General features: G+C 46.7%; 21 protein-coding genes. All 21 read right to left on the reverse strand.

The genetic code is table 11. From position 1 onward, the window contains the following. Positions 1-696: 696 nt before the first annotated feature. Positions 697-909, reverse strand: coding sequence for a DNA-directed RNA polymerase subunit beta (locus tag PPM_RS24060; protein WP_007432733.1), 213 nt, complete (start codon positions 907-909; stop codon positions 697-699). A 10-nt stretch (positions 910-919) separates the two neighbouring features. Beyond that, on the reverse strand, positions 920-1,747 hold the full coding sequence (locus PPM_RS24065) for a flagellar hook-basal body protein (protein ID WP_016324819.1): 828 nt from the start codon (positions 1,745-1,747) through the stop codon (positions 920-922). Positions 1,748-1,760: 13 nt separating this feature from the next. After that, positions 1,761-2,645, reverse strand: a complete 885-nt coding sequence (locus PPM_RS24070; RefSeq protein ID WP_013373422.1) for a flagellar hook-basal body protein — start codon at positions 2,643-2,645, stop codon at positions 1,761-1,763. Positions 2,646-2,768: 123 nt separating this feature from the next. Beyond that, positions 2,769-3,767, reverse strand: coding sequence for a rod shape-determining protein (locus tag PPM_RS24075; protein WP_016324820.1), 999 nt, complete (start codon positions 3,765-3,767; stop codon positions 2,769-2,771). A gap of 171 nt (positions 3,768-3,938) precedes the next feature. Beyond that, positions 3,939-4,226 carry a sporulation transcriptional regulator SpoIIID gene (spoIIID, locus tag PPM_RS24080; RefSeq protein ID WP_013373425.1) on the reverse strand — a complete coding sequence of 96 codons (288 nt, stop codon included), beginning with the start codon at positions 4,224-4,226 and terminating at the stop codon, positions 3,939-3,941. Between the two features lie 200 nt (positions 4,227-4,426). Further along, the gene (locus PPM_RS24085) at positions 4,427-5,167 is read right to left on the reverse strand and encodes a M23 family metallopeptidase (RefSeq protein ID WP_016324821.1); all 741 of its coding nucleotides are present in this window, start codon (positions 5,165-5,167) and stop codon (positions 4,427-4,429) included. A gap of 70 nt (positions 5,168-5,237) precedes the next feature. After that, the gene (spoIID, locus tag PPM_RS24090) at positions 5,238-6,677 is read right to left on the reverse strand and encodes a stage II sporulation protein D (RefSeq protein ID WP_016324822.1); all 1,440 of its coding nucleotides are present in this window, start codon (positions 6,675-6,677) and stop codon (positions 5,238-5,240) included. Positions 6,678-6,893: 216 nt separating this feature from the next. Then, positions 6,894-8,249, reverse strand: a complete 1,356-nt coding sequence (gene murA, locus PPM_RS24095) for a UDP-N-acetylglucosamine 1-carboxyvinyltransferase (protein WP_016324823.1) — start codon at positions 8,247-8,249, stop codon at positions 6,894-6,896. 323 nt (positions 8,250-8,572) lie between these two features. Further along, complete coding sequence (locus PPM_RS24100; protein WP_013373430.1) at positions 8,573-8,824, reverse strand: DUF1146 family protein; 252 nt, start codon at positions 8,822-8,824, stop codon at positions 8,573-8,575. A 346-nt stretch (positions 8,825-9,170) separates the two neighbouring features. Further along, positions 9,171-9,584: a F0F1 ATP synthase subunit epsilon gene (locus PPM_RS24105; RefSeq protein ID WP_013373431.1), complete on the reverse strand. Its 414-nt coding sequence runs from the start codon at positions 9,582-9,584 to the stop codon at positions 9,171-9,173. A 70-nt stretch (positions 9,585-9,654) separates the two neighbouring features. After that, on the reverse strand, positions 9,655-11,055 hold the full coding sequence (gene atpD / locus PPM_RS24110) for a F0F1 ATP synthase subunit beta (protein ID WP_013373432.1): 1,401 nt from the start codon (positions 11,053-11,055) through the stop codon (positions 9,655-9,657). A 122-nt stretch (positions 11,056-11,177) separates the two neighbouring features. After that, the gene (atpG, locus tag PPM_RS24115; protein ID WP_013373433.1) at positions 11,178-12,044 is read right to left on the reverse strand and encodes an ATP synthase F1 subunit gamma; all 867 of its coding nucleotides are present in this window, start codon (positions 12,042-12,044) and stop codon (positions 11,178-11,180) included. Between the two features lie 176 nt (positions 12,045-12,220). Then, positions 12,221-13,735 carry a F0F1 ATP synthase subunit alpha gene (atpA, locus tag PPM_RS24120; protein WP_013373434.1) on the reverse strand — a complete coding sequence of 505 codons (1,515 nt, stop codon included), beginning with the start codon at positions 13,733-13,735 and terminating at the stop codon, positions 12,221-12,223. 19 nt (positions 13,736-13,754) lie between these two features. After that, on the reverse strand, positions 13,755-14,300 hold the full coding sequence (locus tag PPM_RS24125) for a F0F1 ATP synthase subunit delta (protein WP_013373435.1): 546 nt from the start codon (positions 14,298-14,300) through the stop codon (positions 13,755-13,757). Further along, positions 14,297-14,785, reverse strand: coding sequence for a F0F1 ATP synthase subunit B (gene atpF, locus PPM_RS24130; protein ID WP_013373436.1), 489 nt, complete (start codon positions 14,783-14,785; stop codon positions 14,297-14,299). Before atpF ends, PPM_RS24125 begins: the two co-directional genes overlap by 4 nt. Positions 14,786-14,897: 112 nt before the next feature. After that, positions 14,898-15,122, reverse strand: coding sequence for a F0F1 ATP synthase subunit C (gene atpE / locus PPM_RS24135; protein WP_013373437.1), 225 nt, complete (start codon positions 15,120-15,122; stop codon positions 14,898-14,900). Positions 15,123-15,226: 104 nt separating this feature from the next. Further along, complete coding sequence (gene atpB, locus PPM_RS24140; RefSeq protein ID WP_013373438.1) at positions 15,227-16,051, reverse strand: F0F1 ATP synthase subunit A; 825 nt, start codon at positions 16,049-16,051, stop codon at positions 15,227-15,229. A gap of 29 nt (positions 16,052-16,080) precedes the next feature. Then, positions 16,081-16,461 carry an ATP synthase subunit I gene (locus PPM_RS24145; RefSeq protein ID WP_013373439.1) on the reverse strand — a complete coding sequence of 127 codons (381 nt, stop codon included), beginning with the start codon at positions 16,459-16,461 and terminating at the stop codon, positions 16,081-16,083. Further along, positions 16,458-16,715, reverse strand: coding sequence for an AtpZ/AtpI family protein (locus PPM_RS24150; RefSeq protein WP_013373440.1), 258 nt, complete (start codon positions 16,713-16,715; stop codon positions 16,458-16,460). The genes PPM_RS24145 and PPM_RS24150 overlap by 4 nt, the downstream gene beginning before the upstream one ends. Positions 16,716-16,882: 167 nt before the next feature. Continuing rightward, the gene (wecB, locus tag PPM_RS24155; protein WP_013373441.1) at positions 16,883-18,049 is read right to left on the reverse strand and encodes a non-hydrolyzing UDP-N-acetylglucosamine 2-epimerase; all 1,167 of its coding nucleotides are present in this window, start codon (positions 18,047-18,049) and stop codon (positions 16,883-16,885) included. Between the two features lie 111 nt (positions 18,050-18,160). Next, on the reverse strand, positions 18,161-18,790 hold the full coding sequence (gene upp, locus PPM_RS24160; RefSeq protein WP_013312332.1) for a uracil phosphoribosyltransferase: 630 nt from the start codon (positions 18,788-18,790) through the stop codon (positions 18,161-18,163). Positions 18,791-18,871: the final 81 nt, after the last annotated feature.

Here is an 18,871-nt window from a genome sequence, read left to right on the forward strand (position 1 = left end):
TTGCTCGTGCTTGGTTTTACCCCGTAGTGTTATAAACTCCCCATCATTATACATTCATCAGATGCAAAAAGAAAATTATGCGGAAGTACCATATTTGTTGCTCCTATTATGGGGGTGAAGCGAAGTTTCCTTTGAGCCAAGGGGGACAGGCTGCGCGATTTATTTGATCTTCCGATCGCTGTTGCCCCTTAATTTTCTCATTCTACAAAAGCCTGTAAGGTTAAAATTTAGGGGCAAAGGCGAACGCTACCGCTTCTCCAGATTCAAATAAACCTCTCCGCCTAGTTACTTTTGCTCAAAAAGAAGACTCGCTTCAATAATACTCGCTTGTCGCGAAGAGCAAACAAAACTAACGAAGGCCTCTGAACGGCCTCAATTGGTTGCAATCCATACTCGCTACACTGGAGGGTTCTGCGGTGAAAACATAATAAAACCCTGCGCCACTGGCACAGGGTTTGTTTTTTTATTTACTACCCACAAAATAGCGGGTTGATTTACCTTTACAAAAGTGGACAATGGCGGGTAGCAGCGGAACGAAGGATTTGAATCTGGAGAAGCGTAAGTGTTCGCCTTTGCAACGGGATTTTTACATCTAAATAACTTAATAATATGAAAATTCCGTTGCAACAGCGATCGTAAGATCAAATCATTCGCGGAGCGACCTTCTCCCACCATAATCACTTTTTAAAAAATAAATCAAGGCGCAAATATAAGATCAATGACATGCTGCCAGGTTTTCCATTCAAATACGCCTGCCAGCCCTTGCTTACCTACAATTACATATCCTGCAATTAAGCCGCCTAACAGCGAGAACAGGAGCAGCAACGGAACTACGAAATAACGAGCAGTACGCCAGCGGGATTTAGTCTTTTCAGGCACCGGACGGGAATCAGATTGTTCTTCCTTCATCACCAAATCCTTAAGCCCTCAAATTATTGGCCAGGTTCATCATCGTATCGCTAGAGGTTAATGCCCGTGCCGCCATTTGATACATCCGCTGGACTTGCATCATATCCGTCATTTCGCCCGCTAAATCCACATTAGACTCCTCAAGATAACCGGAACGCACAGATACGTCCGTTGGAACAGCACCTGCCACCCCTGCTGCCCCGAATACATCGGCTTCTGTCACACCATTTGCTAACACAAACAGGTTATCATCCCGCTGTTGCAATCCTTCTGGACGCTGTACATCCATTAGCTTAATTCGCTGACCAACTGTCGGAGCGCCAGTTCCATTAGCACGAATCAGCAATTCGCCATCGGAGTTAATAGCTACTTTGGAACCCGCTGGCGCAGTCACAGGAATATCGTTATTATCCAGCACAGAATAACCTTCCGCAGTGGTCAACATCATCGTCTCATTATCATTCGGATCAGGAATAAAATGGAAGCTGCCGTCACGCGTCCAAGCTTTTTGCCCATTTCCCTGGATTTCAAACAAGGCATTCCCCTGGATCGCCAGATCCGTAGGAAGTCCTGTCTCCTTGAGTGGGCCTTGCTCCATATTTTTCATAATTGCGGTCGTTTTGACTCCGTAGCCCAAATTATAGCCGAGCGGCATCGCCCGTCCATTTTGGAGATACGTTGAAGGCTGTTGCTGCACATTAGCCAATACATCTTCAAAGGAACCTTGTTTACTCTTATAACCAACCGTATTGACATTGGCGATATTATCGGCAATTAAATCCAAACGCTGCTGCACACTGGCCATAGACACCATTGCGCCAATCATGGAGTTGTTCATCACTTACCCCCTGTTATACACGGCCTACTTCGTTAACGGCCTTGTCCAAGCTTTTATCATAAAATTGAATAACCTTCTGATTCGCTTCATACGCTCTTAACGCAGCCATCATGTCCACCATCGACTGAGCAGCATCTACATTAGATACTTCCAGATAGCCCTGGCGAACAGATACAGTATCATTAGCGGTCATCATTCTAGCCGTAGCACCATCCGTATCATTCAGGCGGAAATTACCGTTGCCCTCACGAACGAGCTGGTACGGCCGATCAATAACACTAATTCCAAGCGTCGTTCCGAGCAACTGGTTGGATTGGCTGTCCACCAATTGACCCCGTTCATTTACTTTAAGCGCTGAGACAGACCCCGTCAATTGAATTGGGTTTCCATTCGTATCCAACACTGCTGAACCAGTCGACGAAAGCAATGCTCCCGTTCCATTTACTTGGAAATGCCCATCACGTGTATAGCGGACATTACCATTATTGTCCCGTACCGTAAAAAACGCTTCTGGACGATAGGTGACTTCACCGTTAGCATTGATGAATTTTCCAGCCTGATCAAAAGCCATAGGTCGACCAGTAGCCGGGTCGTTCACATTAATATTGGACTGTAACGCAAAATCCGTAGTTTGTCCACTATCCTTCAACGCTCCCTGAATGTAAGGAGAGAGGCTTTCCTCAGCAAAAACGCCAGTATTGAGCTTGCCGACCGTACGGTCCGGGTTATCAGGGTTTCCCCCCGTCATGGAAATAAGCATTTCGGGGAATGAGCGTTGAACGCTATTCTCCTGTTTATATCCCGTGGTATTCATATTAGCAATATTTTGCGTCACAGTGTCATGACGTCGTTGTTGTGTCATCATTCCGGCGGCCGCAGTATATAAACCTCTCAACATGTATCGTGCACCCCAATCCTATACTCTGCTCATCAATTATATGCTCGCATGGAGGCACTAAAGCCAAAATGCTAGGCAACCTGCCTGACCGCACACGAGTCTCTTATAGTCACTATCGGCAGATTAGAACTTTTTCTTAACCACATGATCCAAATTATCCAGCATAATTCCTGTACCTTTAACGACACAATGCATCGGATCTTCAGCAACCAGCACTGGAACACGCAATTCTTCAGCAAGCAGCTCGTCCAAACCGCTAAGCAACGCACCACCGCCAGTCAAAATGACACCACGGTCAATAATATCGGCTGATAGCTCCGGTGGGGTCTGCTCCAGTACAAACTTAGCTGCAGCTACAATCGCTGACACGGGATCTCTCAGCGCATCCTGCACTTCTTCCGCGGAAATACTTAACGTCTTGGGCAATCCGGATACCATATCCCGTCCACGGATGTCCATCTCAGCACGTCGTCCGCTCGGATGCACGGTTCCGATAGCAATCTTGATATCCTCAGCCGTACGTTCCCCGATGAGAAGCTTGTACTTCGTTTTTACATATTTCATGATGGCTGTATCAAATTTGTCCCCTGCCATTTTAATAGAAGAAGCTGTTACAACATCTCCCATAGAGAGGACTGCAACGTCTGTTGTTCCGCCACCGATATCTACGACCATGTTGCCGCTAGGCTCAAAGATATCCATTCCTGCCCCGATGGCAGCCGCCTTTGGCTCTTCCTCCAAAAATACTTCTTTCGCCCCGCTACGCTCCGCCGCTTCACGAATCGCTTTTTGCTCCACTGAGGTAATGTTCGTCGGCGCACAAATCAAAATACGAGGGTGACTGTACCAGCTTTTTCCCCCTACCCGATTAATAAAATATTTCAACATCGCTTCTGTTACTTCAAAATCGGCGATGACACCATCACGCAATGGACGGATGGCTATGATATTACCAGGAGTACGTCCTACCATACGGCGCGCTTCTTCTCCGACAGCCAGAACTCTTTTTGTATCGCTTTCTATCGCAACAACGGAAGGTTCGTCAAGAACAACCCCCTTACCTTTGACGTGGATAAGCACGTTGGCCGTACCGAGGTCGATACCGATATCATTACTGAACATATTAAAAAGGCCCCCAAAGTGATATTTTAAAAAGCTAAGATTCGACAAGAAGCGGCAAATATATGTATAAACCTACGGTTACATGTCATTTTTCGTCTTGTACCATCTTTTAACATATCATACTTCAGGGGGTTGATTCAATGGCTTTGCCAGCCAATTCACTATATATTTTTAGGACTTGCCGGAAACAAGAATTCCCCTTCTTTTCCCACTCGTTTTTTTGTACTTAATTTTCGTCGCTTCCCCCCCCCGCAGATGGCGGATGGATTTATGGTATTCGAGAATGTGCTTCACCTGATCGGCAAGATCCGGGTTAATTTCAGGCAGCCGTTCGGTCAGATCTTTATGCACCGTGCTCTTGGAGACACCAAATTCCTTGGCAATCGTACGGACCGTATTCCTTGTTTCCACGATACAGCGACCGATTTTGATGGTCCGTTCCTTGATGTAATCGTGCACGCTCCCGCCTCCCTACTGTGGATAGTTTGGTACATTATATGAGGAGCGTGCCTATATATTCGCGGTTTGGTGGGAAGACATGCTTCGGAAGGCCTATTTATTTGGCAAAAGCAGCTTATGTTTACCTCATGCGCTAAAACTACACAAGAAAAAAGCAGGGAATTTGAATTCCCCGCTTTGCATGCAAAGCTATGATCCATTTATTTTTTAGGAAGCAGACCTGCTGGATTCACCGGCTTGTCATCCTGGTACACTTCAAAATGCAGATGTGTTTTCAAATCCTTTTCAAGCTCGTTGCGACCTGCTGAAGCAATCACATCATTTTGTTTCACTTGATCGCCTTCTTTTACTTTCAGATCGCTCAAGCTTTGGTACACTGTTTTGAGATTATTATCATGCGTGATTTCTACGACGTTACCTACCAGCGGATGTTGTTCCACACGAGATACTTTTCCACTCAGAGCGGCTCTCACTTCAAACGCCTGATCGTCGGACCGAGAAAGGTCAATCCCCGTATTAGCGGTAAATGTTTTATCGTACTCTACCATAGCTGCCGCTTGCTCATCAGCTGTCGCGTTTTCGTCAAAGAAAGGCTTTACGACCTGCACTGCGCTAGCATCTGCCACCGGCCATGCGATATTTTCTGACTGAGCAACAACCTCCACACTTTCTGGTTGTTGTTCGTTAACATCGGTACTCACTGCGCTTGTGCTTTGTAACGATGGACTAGCTGGGTCAGGTTTGAAAGACTTCTGGCTAGCATCCTGATAGACCCACACTAAGGTTAGTATAATGGCTGCTGCGGCAATGTAGGCTGCCGGGTATGCCCACCTTTTGGACAACAGCTTTTTCCACGAAGACGGCCGTGAAGCTCTTCCACCCTGAAAGGTTTTGGGTGTATCTTCATGATTTTGGTTCTGGTTTTTATTTTGTTCACTCATTTGCTCATCACCTCAGTAACCAGTGTTACCGGGCGCAACTCTTTTATACTTCAAAGTTACGAAAAATTTACTAACTTAGAATACGAGAGGCATTCGCAAAAGAAATGCCAGTATAATAGTGAAGAAGAATCTGAGTGGCGGTATGACCTTCCTTGGCCATTCCATTGGCTCCCCACTGGCTCATACCGACGCCATGGCCATACCCGTAGGTTGTTATTGCAATCCGGTCCCCTTCGGTCTTCCACGTAAATTCAGCCGATCGCAGCCCTAGTTTGTTACGAATCTCCGGCCCCGTAAAGACCAAGCCTCCCACCTCAATCTTCTTGATGCGATGCCCTTCTGTCTTGGAGAGTATACGAATCTCTGGCATACTCCCACCTCCAGTAGAAGCAGTGACCGCAGCACGACTCAATCCCAATCTATCGAACACGCTCTGACGGCTCAGTGTGACGGTTTCTGTAAAACGGGGGGCCAGCTGCTTGTCCCATGGACTAGACACACTTCGTAAATAGGGCACGGCCTTCGCCCATACATCCTCTGAATTTTCAGTATAGCCGTTGCTGGTAGAAAAAAAAGAAGCTGTAATGGGTTTACCCTCATATACCATGATTGTATCCTTAGTCTCGCGCACAGCCTGGCGAATTTTTGCCAGATCTGCGGATTTACCAGAACGCTCCCATTCTCTAGTAAGTTTAGCTTTGGAGATGTAAGCCTGGTGTTTAACGGTATCTGTCACATCTGCGCCCGCCGGGGCGCCGCTGGTGTCATCAGCCAACAAACGCCGGGTAATGAACGTACGCGCGGCGATAGCCTGTGCTTTCAATGCCTCTTCCTCAAAGCTGGGCGGCATTTCAGCTGCTACTACGCCGACAATGTATTGCTCCAAAGGTAATGTCTCCGTCCGGCCAGTAGACGTGACGTACACCCGCACGTCCGGCTCTGCCACGACCGGAACGCTACGCGCTGGAGCAGCGGGTACGGCCGGTATCGGTGGGACACCCGGCAGGCGCGTGACGGGTGCCTCGCTCTTTGCCGTCGTATTAGACTGCGCGGGTGCGGCTGTGCGGCTCCCAGTCGGCAAAGGCTGCGCCGCCTGGCGAGGCCATGCCATGAGTGCGGGCACAGCCATGGCAAGCACCAGCACCCCTGCCATGGCGGCAAATGGCAGCCATGGGCGGCGGCTGCCCCAACGCGGAGCTCGCCCGGCTGCAGGTCGCAGATGCGGCTGCGGTCCCCGCCGCCTGCTTGCGTCGTATGTGTTACCGGGCGATGTTCCAGCCTCAGGAAGCATCGTACCGACAGTGTGAGTAGTGGAAGTCAACGCTGTGGTACGCCGATTGGTCTTGGCGATAGTCGGAAATGCACCTGTTGATTCTGCATGCTGCTGCATAAGTTTATTTTTCTGCAACGAAGTTGCTATAGAGCCAGAGCTTTCCTCCGCAAGTGAGGCCTGGCGATGTTCCTGAGGATGATGAATTGGTATACGGATGCGAACCTGTGAATCTTTCATAGGCTGAAACCTCCATCAAAGGGCTAAGTGTCCGGCTGAAAGTACAGATATACTCCAGCAGATATTTTCAATCATATGAGGTCGTCCACTTTGATAGAACCGTTTTAAGAGAACTGAAAGAATGAAAAAGACAAGCAGCAAAAACACAAAAAAACCAAGCCCTTTCGGACTTGGTTCTAATTGTTCAAGTTTATACCTATGCCAATAAGTTAAAGGTTAGGCGAGGGAAGGCTGAATCTTCTTGAACAGATTCCCCGGCGTTTCTTCTGCCACAACACGCTCTGTGCTAGCCGAATGATCCAGTTTGGATTCATCTACAGTCACTCTGTAAATATCCGCTCCCAATCCAGTCAGTTTCTCAGCCAAATGAACGTAACCACGATCGATGTGATGAACGCCAGATACCTCCGTTGTACCTTCTGCAATAAGTCCAGTCAGAATTAACGCCGCACCTGCACGCAAATCTGTCGAGGTTACTTTCGCACCCGTCAGCTTAGCATTGCCAGTTACAATCGCCGAACGACCTTCGACTTTAATTTCTGCATTCATGAGATGAAACTCATCCACATGCATGAAACGATTTTCAAACACAGTTTCCGTAATGATGCTCGTTCCTTCAGCGGCAAGTTGAAGTGCCATCATCTGAGACTGCATATCGGTTGGAAACCCAGGATAAGGCAGCGTTTTAACATCAACGGCCTTTAGCGGCTTATCCGCAATGACACGAATACCATTTTCATCGGGTTGAATCGTTACACCCATTTCTTCCATCTTGGATATAACCGGTCCCAAATGATCGGATATTGCGCCTTCTACATATACGTTCCCGCCTGTGATCGCAGCAGCAACCATATAAGTACCTGCTTCTACCCGGTCGGGAATGACCGTATGTTTTACACCATGCAGCTTCTCGACGCCTTCTATACGAATTACGCCTGTGCCTGCACCGCGTACTTTGGCTCCCATGCCATTCAGGAAGTTGGCGAGATCAACGATCTCAGGTTCCTTAGCAGCATTCTCAATGGTAGTTACGCCCTCAGCAAGAGTAGCGGCCATCATAATATTCTCGGTTGCTCCTACGCTGGCCACATCCAAATAAACTTTAGCTCCGCGCAGACGACCGTTACTTTTAGCTTCAATAAAGCCCTGGCCCAAGCTTATCTCGGCGCCCAACGCTTCGAACCCCTTCAAATGCTGATCAATAGGTCTTGTTCCAATTGCGCATCCGCCTGGAAGCGAGATTCTTGTACGTCCCAAACGTGTAAGCAATGGCCCCATAACCAAAAATGATGCGCGCATTTTCCTAACCCACTCGTAAGGGGCTTCACAGGAAATTATCTTCCGCGCGTCAACACGAATGACCTCGTCTTGGTATGTAACGCCTGCTCCTAAGGACTCCAGCACTTTGTTAATGGTCATCACATCGTCTAGAGGAGGTGCATCCATAATAACACTTTCTCCTTCTTCTCCTAACAGAGAAGCGGCGATGATCGGCAGAACTGAGTTTTTGGCTCCGCTGACTTTGACACTCCCGGTCAATCTGTTGCCACCGCGGACGATAAATTTGCTCATCTATGGTTCCCTCCGCGCGTCATTTCCCTTTTCCATTCTGGAAAAAAGAACATATTCCGCTATTTTCATGCCTTGCTTTTTCATTACATAAAAAAACAAGATTTTATTAATACCCTAACTGCCATCATACCACTGATTAAAACAAGTATACAAGCGTTTTTTACACTTGACGACCACCTGCGTTCTAACGGATTCAGGCTGTTATACATGTACGGTGCTTTTGTTTACCATTGTTAACAATATGGCATGATGTTATTCGACAATTCCTGCACATACAGAGTCATAAAGTCATATAACCCGCTTACTTCATGTTAAAACAAATTCTACAGCATCTGGCTCCAAGAGATGTAGCTCAATAAGAAACCAGAAACCAACTGTCCCAAAATAATAGCAAGAAACAAGTGCAGCAATCTGCCCTGCGGTCCTTTGGGTTGCCGAATTAGTAAATCCAGCTTTAAGCTTTGCAAAGCCCACCAAGCTAACGCTATACAGATGAGCGATACGATCATAGAGATCAGCGCGGTCATACTCGCCGATTGACTTAACTGTTCAGCCAACTGCTGCTTCCCGTTCATTCGTAATTCCTCCCATCTGCGTCACAGACTTCTTTATAATACTCGGCAAGCGCCTAATATGCTAGTGCTATTTCTGTTTCCAGTACATTTATTTCGACAAAATGTGAATAATCACTTCTGTTTCGCGAATTTAAAAGGTACTAAATACCTAGCTATCAACCTAGAAATAGGACTATACTTTTGGAAAAGACAGCTAAAAAAGGGCTCGATCACAGTGATCGAAGGAAGCAAAGGCGTCACTTTACCTTCTGCAGGCATTCTTGGGCAGAAGTTATGAAGTGGTCTCTTTGTCATTCCATCCGTATACTATGCCGAACCCTTTTTAAATTCCACTCAAAATCCAATATTAATTCTTATTGGTTCTGATACTTGTGGCATTCAATCGGTTAAGCGCCCGTTGCAGAGCGACTTCTGCCCGATGATGGTCTATCTGTTCCTGCTTGCTCTGGAGCCGCAGTTCTGCCCGCTCCCTTGCCGCACGGGCACGTTCCACATCAATATCTTCGGAACGTTCCGCACTCTCAGCCAAAATGACCACTTTGTCTTTGCGGACCTCAATAAAGCCCCCATTGACCGCAATCACTTCGGTTTGACCACCGATTTTAATGCGAACCGGTGCAATCTTCAAGGGAGTGACCAAGGGAAGGTGTCCTGGTAAAATCCCAAGATCGCCTTCCGAGCCGCGAACACTGATGCTGTTTACCTGTTCTGCATAGACCAGGCGCTCCGGCGTCACAATCTCTAGTAAATAGGTGCTCACTTGAATCCCTCCTGGAAGCTGTCCACAGACAGCTCACTTCGTAAGGCTCGGCTATTCTCTGCCTGTATGTTTACAACGTTTTAGCTTTTTCAACTGCTTCTTCAATGGCTCCTACAAAAAGGAAGGCCGCTTCTGGAAGGTTGTCATGCTTGCCTTCCAAAATTTCTTTGAAGCTACGCACCGTTTCTTTAACCGGTACATATTTACCCGGGAAGCCGTTAAATGCCTCAGCAACGTGGAAAGGTTGTGAAAGGAAACGCTGGATTTTACGGGCACGTGCTACCAGCATTTTATCTTCTTCACTCAACTCGTCCATACCCAGAATCGCAATAATATCCTGAAGCTCATTGTAGCGGGCCAAAATTTGTTTTACCCCTTGCGCTACATTGTAATGCTCTTCACCCACAACGTCTGGAGACAAAATACGGGAGCTCGATGCGAGTGGATCAACCGCCGGGTAAATACCCATTTCGGAAATTTTACGTTCCAGATTCGTTGTAGCATCCAAGTGAGCGAACGTTGTAGCAGGAGCCGGGTCAGTATAGTCATCCGCAGGCACGTAGATCGCCTGAATGGAAGTAACGGAACCTTTTTTAGTAGAAGTGATCCGTTCTTGCAATTGACCCATCTCAGTTGCCAGCGTAGGCTGGTAACCTACTGCAGAAGGCATACGTCCCAACAGGGCAGAAACCTCAGAGCCTGCTTGGGTAAAGCGGAAAATGTTATCAATAAAGAGCAACACATCACGGCCTTCTTGGTCACGGAAATATTCCGCCATCGTTAGACCTGTGAGGGCAACACGCAAACGTGCACCTGGGGGCTCGTTCATTTGTCCGAACACCATCGCTGTTTTGTTGATAACGCCGGAATCTCTCATTTCATGGTACAAGTCATTTCCTTCACGTGTGCGTTCACCAACACCCGCAAATACAGAAATACCACCATGCTCCTGAGCGATATTGTTAATCAGTTCTTGAATGGTTACGGTTTTACCTACACCAGCACCACCAAACAATCCGACTTTACCGCCCTTGGCATAAGGAGCCAGCAAGTCGATAACTTTAATACCAGTTTCGAGCATCTCTGCTTGAGTTGTCAGTTCTTCGAAAGAAGGCGCTTGACGGTGAATCGGATTTCTAGCCGCTTCACTCATATCAGCACCATTGTCAATTGGCGTTCCAAGCACGTTAAATACACGTCCAAGAGTAGCTTCGCCGACAGGTACAGAGATAGGCGCTCCCAGATCTATTGCTTCAGCTCCACGAACCAAACCATCTGTGGAAGACATGGCAATACAACGCACACGGTTGTCACCTAGATGTTTTGAAGCTTCGAGCGTCAGATCAATTTTGACTCCGCTCTCCAGCACAGTCCCAATATGAATAGCATTCAGAATTTCCGGAAGCTGTCCACGTTCAAACTCAACGTCGACAACCGGACCCATGATGCTCACTACGCGTCCTTTGTTCATCTTTTGGTTTCCCTCCTACAAGCTTGCACAGCCGCAAATCTGAACCATTCTGATTTGTTTTGCGCCCGCAGTTTATCATAATAGTGTAGACCCTGTTATCAAATAGTCGCAAGCCAGTCGTATTAAGACTGAGCGTTAGCCCCTGCGACAATTTCCGTAATTTCCTGGGTAATAGCCGCTTGACGAGCACGGTTATAGGTCAAGGAAAGCTCTCCAATCAACTTGGTAGCATTCTTCGTAGCAGCTCCCATCGCCGTCATTTTCGCTCCCAGTTCACTTGCTTTACCATCCAGTAAAGCGCCGTAAATGAGCGTTTCCGCATAACGGGGCAGCAATACTTCCAGCACTCCCTCTGGTGAAGGTTCATACTCATAATTAATTGAGGATGAAGCTGTAGCTGAATCCGGTGTTGCCATCGGCAACAACCGATCAACTGTTGGAATTTGAGTCAATGCGTTAACAAAGCGGTTATAGCATAGATAAAGCTCATCAAATTCTTTAAGTTCAAAGCCTTGTACGGCTTTGCTAGCAATCGTTTTGATATCTGAAAATGCAGGTGTATCTGATAGATCTGTTACCGATTCTGCAATAGGGAATTCACGACGTCTGAAATAATCCCGTCCTTTTCGCCCAATGATGAAAATCACGAATTCATCCTGTGAACGGTGACGTTCAGCAATCGTCTGCGTAACCTGTCGCAGAATATTAGCGTTATAACCACCAGCCAGACCACGATCAGATGTAATGATGAGATAAGCCGTCTTTTTAACCGGACGACTCTCCAGCATTGGATGCTTGATGTTATTCGCTCCAGAGGCAATACTACTCACAACTTCTTTGAGCTTTTCCGAGTAAGGTCGAGCCGACTCTGCTTTCTCTTGAGCTCTTCTCAGTTTGGAGGCAGCGACCATTTCCATCGCTTTCGTAATCTGCTTCGAACTCTGCACACTTTTAATCTGACGTTTAATGTCGCGCATACCTTTTGCCATGATTTCACCACCTTCAAGCTTTGGCCAAACCAAAGCTAACTTCATAAGATTAAAATCCAGCCGCACATATGTTAAAGGGCCTGTTATTGAGAGTAAAACATGCCAAGGAAGCCACAACCCAGAGGGTACGCTTCCTTAGGACATCTTTCATCATAAACAGGCAAATTCCAATATAATTAAACCGACGTGGCGAATGATTTTTTGAATTTCTCGATAGCTGCCTTCAAAGCTGCTTCATTATCAGCAACCAAGTCTTTCGTGTCGCGGATAGATTGAAGCACATCCTGATGATCGGACTCCATGAAAGACAGGAAGTCTTTTTCAAAACGTTTTACATCCGATACAGGGATATCATCGAGGAAGCCTTTTACAGCAGTATACAAGCTCACTACTTGTTGCTCTACAGCAAGCGGTTGGTTAACACCTTGTTTCAAAATTTCCATCATACGTGCACCGCGATCGAGACGGGCCTTAGTGGATTTATCCAAATCGGACCCGAATTGGGAGAACGCTTGAAGCTCGCGATATTGAGCAAGATCCAGACGCAGGGAACCTGCAACCTTTTTCATCGCTTTAATCTGAGCGGAGCCACCTACACGAGATACGGAAATACCTACGTTGATCGCCGGACGTTGCCCTGCATAGAACAAGTCAGCTTCCAGGAAGATCTGTCCATCCGTGATGGAGATAACGTTAGTTGGAATATATGCAGAAACGTCGGAAGCCTGTGTCTCGATGAATGGCAATGCGGTAAGTGATCCGCCACCCAACTCATCATTCAGCTTCGCTGCACGTTCCAGCAAGCGAGAGTGCAGGTAGAAAACGTCACCCGGATATGCTTCACGACCCGGTGGACGGCGCAGCAACAGGGAAAGTTCCCGGTAAGCAGACGCTTGTTTAGTCAAGTCATCATAAACAACGAGGACGTGCTCGCCTTTGTACATAAAGTACTCACCCATGGCACAGCCAGAGTAAGGAGCAATGTACAGCAATGGTGATGGTTCGGAAGCAGATGCCGTAACGACAATCGTGTATTCCAGCGCACCATGACGACGCAATGTTTCAACAACTTGAGCAACCGTGGATTGTTTTTGACCAATAGCAACATAAATACATTTCATGCCGTTGCCTTTTTGGTTCAAAATAGCATCGATTGCGATAGAAGTTTTACCTGTTTGACGGTCACCGATAATCAACTCACGTTGACCACGACCAATCGGTACCATCGCATCAATAGCTTTAATTCCTGTCTGCATAGGCTCATGTACCGATTTACGGGCCATAACGCCTGGAGCCTGACTTTCAACCGGACGGAATTCTGTTGTAGCAATCGGTCCTTTACCGTCTACTGGTTGCCCCAGCGGGTTAACTACACGCCCGATCATTGCTTCGCCTACAGGGACTTGCATGATCTGGCCTGTACGTTTTACTTGACCACCTTCACGAATGTCGGAGAATTGACCCAAAATAACAACACCGACATTGCTTTCTTCCACGTTGAGCGCCAAGCCCAATACGCCAGTGTCGAATTCGACCAATTCACCGGCCATAACTTTTTCCAGTCCGTAGACGCGGGCAATACCGTCGCCGACTTCAACAACAGTGCCGACTTCAACGACCTCGATATCATTTTTATATTGTTCAATCTGACTTTTAATCAATGAACTGATTTCCTCAGGTTTGATACTCAAGTGTGTTCACCCCTATCTTCTATACTCGTCTGTTAAAGGATTTCTCGAGACGATCCAGCTTGCCGGCCAGACTGCCGTCGTACAGTGTATCGCCGATAACCACTTTCAATCCGCCCAGCAGACTCGGGTCCACTATATTTTCCACACGGATTGTTTTATGTTCACGGGTTCCGAATTCCTCGGCTACCGCTGTTTTTTCCTGCTCACTTAAAGCATAAGTCGAATACACCTTAGCATGGGCAATTCCCAGCTTGTATTCCTGAATATCGAGATATCCGGCCAAGAGAGATTCGAACAAATCTGCTCTACTGCGCTGAATCAGCAGCTTAATCGTGTTAATCAGCGACGCAGACAACTTGCCTTCAAAATTGCTAGCCAGAACCTGAAGCTTGACTGCTTCCGTAATGTTAGGAGAATTAATGAATTTACGGATTTCAGCATCCCCCGATACAGCTTCTACAAAAGCACGTAGCTCCTGTTCGGTTTCCATAATGGTTTGCTCCTGCTCTGCTACTTCATACAAAGCTTTCGCATACCGTTTGGCAACTACCGTATCTCGGCTCATGCTTTGCCTCCTACCTCTTTAAGGTATTGGTCGACAAGCTCTCCCTGGACTTGGTCTTCCTTGATTTCCTTTTGAATCAGTTTGGAAGCAATTTGTACCGAAGCTTTACCCACTTCGCTGCGTAGTTCGGCAACTGCCTTATTACGCTCGCTTGTGATTTCACGAACAGCTTCGTCTTTCAGGCGGACAGCTTCGTCTTTAGCCTGAATAATAATTTGTTCCGCTTGCTTGTTACCTGTTTGTTTTGACTGTTCTATAATATCGTAGGCTTCCTTACGCGCCTGTTGGAGAGCCTGCTTTTGCTCCTCAACATAAGCAACAGCCTGTTCACGCGTTTGTGCCGCCTCATTCATTTGCTGTAACACGAGTTGACGCCGCTTTTCCATAACGGAAAAGAGAGGGCCAAATGCATAGCGCGTCAGTAACCAGTACAAGATCAAAAATGCAATGATAGTGAAAACGATACTTGTCCAATTTAAACTCAATTGAAGTCACTCCTTTCCGGTGAACGTCGGTTCTGGATCTTTCATGTTCCAACGAACAAAGAAGGCGCGGATGGCTGTGCCTTCCCCGCCAAACCTTGCTTAGTTCAATTCATTAAGCCTTAGCGTAAAAAATAAATGCCAGAACGACACCGATAATAGGTAGGGCTTCGACCAGACCTACACCGATAAACATAATAGTTTGTAAGGTGGACTTCGCCTCTGGCTGACGAGCGATACCTTCAACTGTTTTACTTACGATCAGACCGTTACCAATACCTGCGCCAAGCGCACCCAAACCTACTGCGATAGCTGCTGCTATTAATGCCCAAGCTCCCATTTTAAAAATCCTCCTTAGAGATGTGTATTTGTATTGTACATGTATTTGCAGTTAAGCGCGAAGCGTACTCCTGAACTTAACTAAAAACCTGAAACATAATTCACCTAATGTTCTTCTTCATGTGTGTCAATTGCCTGTGATATATATACGAACGTCAAAATGGTGAAGACGAACGCCTGAATGCTACCGACAAAAATACTGAATCCCTGCCAAACTACGAGCCCCAATACGGAAGCAACCATACCTCCCACACCAAGTGCTGTCATTTTCAGCAGAACACTAATCAAAACTTCGCCAGCAAAAATATTACCGAATAGACGCATACCGTGTGTCAATAGTTTTGAAAACTGTTCAATCAAGTTAATTGGCAAAAAGAACGGAAATGGCTGAACGTAATGCTTGAAGTAAGCTTTGGTATTACGGAAGATTCCCAGGAAATGAACCAGGACAAAGATCATCAATGCCAGTCCAATGGACACCCCTGCATCTGCGGTAGGTGATTTCCACCAGCTGATACCTACATGGGCAGCTTCGCCCGGGTGAGACGCCTGTGCTTGTTCCAGTGCTTCTTTGACTGGAATGATTTCATGTCCAAATACTTGGGCACTTTGCACATTATCGAATTCAGTCACAATTCCGAACGGTAAACCCAGCATATTGCCCACGAAAATGAACATGATCAGCGTCATCCCCAAGGAGAGGAAGGGCTTCCCTTTTTTCAAATCCATTGTGCTGGAAATCAGTCCTTGAACGAATTCTACGACCCATTCCATAAAATTTTGCAGTTTGCTCGGATTGTCCACAGACAAATTGCGTGTTGCAGCAAATGCTAGTCCAAATACAATCGCGCAAGTCACAAAAAGCATAATAATGACGGACAAGTCAATGTTAAACCCGCCCAATTCGATAATCGGTGATTCATGCAACATGTTTTCTCACCCCTTTCTCAGTTGAGCCATTATTTTTCCTGTAGCGTGAATATGATGCCTATAATTAAAAGAAGAAATTGTCCAGTTACCAGGCTTGCCATTACAGCGATCTCATGGAAATAGGCTGGGAACTCCATAGCCAGCACCACTGCCAAAATAGAGGTCGCCAATCGAACGCCAAAGCCAATCCCCACCTTTTTCTTCTTTCCTTCACCGGCAGCCGCACTCGCAACCTGTCGAATCTTGTAGGCCATATATAGCACATTTAGACAGCTTACTCCCGTTCCCAGAATGATTCCGTGAGCAATGTCACGATGTTGGGGCATGAAGGCGGAGACCAGGAAACACAGAGCCATAATCATAAGCGCTACGATCCATAACATCTTTTGCATTCGGGTCATCTCATTCATTTGTCCCTCAGTACCTTTCCGATCACAAGGGCAATACTCAATGCGCCTACAACCAAGCCTGCGAGAACGCTTACGCCAGTCCAGATTCCAGATCCACCAAGTTTGGCATCAAGCCATTTCCCGGCATAGAAACCACCCAGTGTGCATATCGTCAAATCAATGCCGATCGCGCTCACCAGTCCTATAGCCTTAAAGGCATTTCCGGTGTTGTTTCGGTTGTTGTTTTGCTTGGAAGGTTTGACCACTTTTCTCATGTCACCCCTGCAATTCCAGTCCATTTTACTTAAATATAAGATGCTTTGTCAATTGAGATATTTTAGCGCCCTAAAGTATAAAAATCAGTCGACAAAGCATCTAAAAATGCTGTATCCCTTGGTAACCGTACAGTTTAACTGTATGCTTACCTTGTAAAGATTAATGATTACGAACGAACGCCTTTTGTGAACATTGTGTGAAATTCTTCAGGACGTTCTGTTTGAATACCATAATGGTGCAAAATCGCATTGACAATTCTTACAGATGCCTGTCCATCACCGTAAGGATTCGCAGCCTGACTCATAGACTCATACAACGCGGAATCTGTCAAAAGAGCCTTGGTCCGGTTGTACACGTTCTCTTCACTTGTACCCACCAGTTCCAAGGTACCCGCTTCAATCCCTTCCGGTCTTTCGGTCGTATCACGCAGCACCAGCACAGGTACTCCGAACGAAGGCGCTTCTTCCTGAAGACCACCGGAATCCGTAAGAATCAGATGCGTGTGCGGATAAAAATTGTGCAGATCCACTACATCCAGCGGATCAATCAGCTTAATACGCGGATGGTTGCCCAAAATTTCAAATGCAGGTTCCTTCACAGCCGGGCTCGGATGAACCGGGTAAACAATAGCAATATCCTCAAACTCGTCTGCGATCCGCTTAACCGCGTTAAAAATCTGACGGTGCGGTTCCCCTTGGGACTCCCGACGATGTGCTGTCATGAGAATTAGGCGTTTGCCCTGAGCCCAGTCCAGTACAGGGTGCTCGTAGTCCTGGCGAACTGTATACTGAAACACATCCGTAACTGTATTGCCTGTTACATATATTCGCGATTCAGGCTTATTTTCCTTCCGCAAATTTCCAGCTGACAAAGAAGTAGGCGAGAAATGCAGATCGGACAGCACACCTGTGAGCTGACGATTCATTTCCTCAGGATATGGAGAAAGCTTGTTCCATGTCCGCAAACCTGCTTCCACATGTCCTACTTCAATTTGTTGCATAAAGGCTGCATAGCTAGCCAGGAAAGTCGTCAGCGTATCGCCGTGAACCAACACAATATCAGGCTTCGCCTCACGCAATACGGGCTCCAGACCTTGAAGTACACGTATGGAGATTTCATTGAGTGTCTGGCGATCCTTCATTACATCCAAATCATAGTCAGGGTGAATATTAAAAACTTCCAGAACCTGATCAAGCATCTGGCGATGTTGAGCTGTAACGCATACCACGGACTCGATATGCTCCGGATGGCGCTGAAGCTCTAAAATGAGAGGAGCCATCTTAATCGCTTCCGGACGCACACCGAAAATTGTCATCACTTTGATTTTAGACATTTTCTGTTGAACCCCTTTTCATAATAAACATCTGCTTCCCAGATCATTCCGTTCTTCAGATAGATGATCTGTATTAGCGTCCATAGATTGTGCCAAACCGCTAAAAGCAGTCTACTTGGTTCCGTACAAGCGGTCTCCTGCATCTCCAAGACCCGGAATGATGTAACCATGATCATCCAAACGCTCGTCCAGTGCAGCGACATAAATGTCTACATCAGGATGTGCATCCTGCACAGCTTTCACTCCTTCAGGAGCGGCAATCAGATTCATCATTTTAATTTGAGTACAGCCTCTCTTTTTCAACACATCAATCGCTGCGATCGCCGACCCGCCTGTTGCAAGCATTGGATCAATTACGATCAATTCACGTTCAGTTACATCCGTAGGCAGCTTCGTATAATATTCTACAGGTTGTAATGTCTCAGGATCACGGAACAACCCCACATGTCCTACTTTTGCTGCCGGCAAAAGCTTTACGACACCATCCAGCATACCCAGGCCTGCACGTAGAATCGGAATAAGCCCCAGCATACGACCAGAAATCACTTTACCTTCGGTTTCTGCAACTGGAGTCTGCACTGTAATGCTCTCCAGCGGGATATCCCTTGTAATTTCATAAGCCATCAAAGTTGCTACTTCATCAACCAATTCACGGAAATCTTTCGTGTTGGTCCGCACATCGCGAATAAATGTAAGTTTGTGTTGGATCAAAGGGTGATCGCAAACCACCAGTTTTGCCATAATATATTCCCTCCGGTATTATCGTCACGTTCTTCCGCACCAGCATATCGAACATCCTGATTCGAAAGGATCTATGTAACC

It is taken from the genome of Paenibacillus polymyxa M1 (genome assembly GCF_000237325.1).
GTDB lineage: Bacteria > Bacillota > Bacilli > Paenibacillales > Paenibacillaceae > Paenibacillus > Paenibacillus polymyxa_C.

Excerpts from the sequence above, each read along its gene's own strand:
- PPM_RS24060 (WP_007432733.1), bottom strand. The coding sequence starts at position 909 with ATGAAGGAAGAACAATCTGATTCCCGTCCGGTGCCTGAAAAGACTAAA.
- PPM_RS24065 (WP_016324819.1), bottom strand. The coding sequence starts at position 1,747 with ATGAACAACTCCATGATTGGCGCAATGGTGTCTATGGCCAGTGTGCAG.
- PPM_RS24070 (WP_013373422.1), bottom strand. The coding sequence starts at position 2,645 with ATGTTGAGAGGTTTATATACTGCGGCCGCCGGAATGATGACACAACAA.
- PPM_RS24075 (WP_016324820.1), bottom strand. The coding sequence starts at position 3,767 with ATGTTCAGTAATGATATCGGTATCGACCTCGGTACGGCCAACGTGCTT.
- PPM_RS24085 (WP_016324821.1), bottom strand. The coding sequence starts at position 5,167 with ATGAGTGAACAAAATAAAAACCAGAACCAAAATCATGAAGATACACCC.
- spoIID (WP_016324822.1), bottom strand. The coding sequence starts at position 6,677 with ATGAAAGATTCACAGGTTCGCATCCGTATACCAATTCATCATCCTCAG.
- murA (WP_016324823.1), bottom strand. The coding sequence starts at position 8,249 with ATGAGCAAATTTATCGTCCGCGGTGGCAACAGATTGACCGGGAGTGTC.
- PPM_RS24100 (WP_013373430.1), bottom strand. The coding sequence starts at position 8,824 with ATGAACGGGAAGCAGCAGTTGGCTGAACAGTTAAGTCAATCGGCGAGT.
- atpD (WP_013373432.1), bottom strand. The coding sequence starts at position 11,055 with ATGAACAAAGGACGCGTAGTGAGCATCATGGGTCCGGTTGTCGACGTT.
- atpG (WP_013373433.1), bottom strand. The coding sequence starts at position 12,044 with ATGGCAAAAGGTATGCGCGACATTAAACGTCAGATTAAAAGTGTGCAG.
- PPM_RS24125 (WP_013373435.1), bottom strand. The coding sequence starts at position 14,300 with ATGAGCCGAGATACGGTAGTTGCCAAACGGTATGCGAAAGCTTTGTAT.
- atpE (WP_013373437.1), bottom strand. The coding sequence starts at position 15,122 with ATGGGAGCTTGGGCATTAATAGCAGCAGCTATCGCAGTAGGTTTGGGT.
- atpB (WP_013373438.1), bottom strand. The coding sequence starts at position 16,051 with ATGTTGCATGAATCACCGATTATCGAATTGGGCGGGTTTAACATTGAC.
- PPM_RS24145 (WP_013373439.1), bottom strand. The coding sequence starts at position 16,461 with ATGAATGAGATGACCCGAATGCAAAAGATGTTATGGATCGTAGCGCTT.
- PPM_RS24150 (WP_013373440.1), bottom strand. The coding sequence starts at position 16,715 with ATGAGAAAAGTGGTCAAACCTTCCAAGCAAAACAACAACCGAAACAAC.
- wecB (WP_013373441.1), bottom strand. The coding sequence starts at position 18,049 with ATGTCTAAAATCAAAGTGATGACAATTTTCGGTGTGCGTCCGGAAGCG.
- upp (WP_013312332.1), bottom strand. The coding sequence starts at position 18,790 with ATGGCAAAACTGGTGGTTTGCGATCACCCTTTGATCCAACACAAACTT.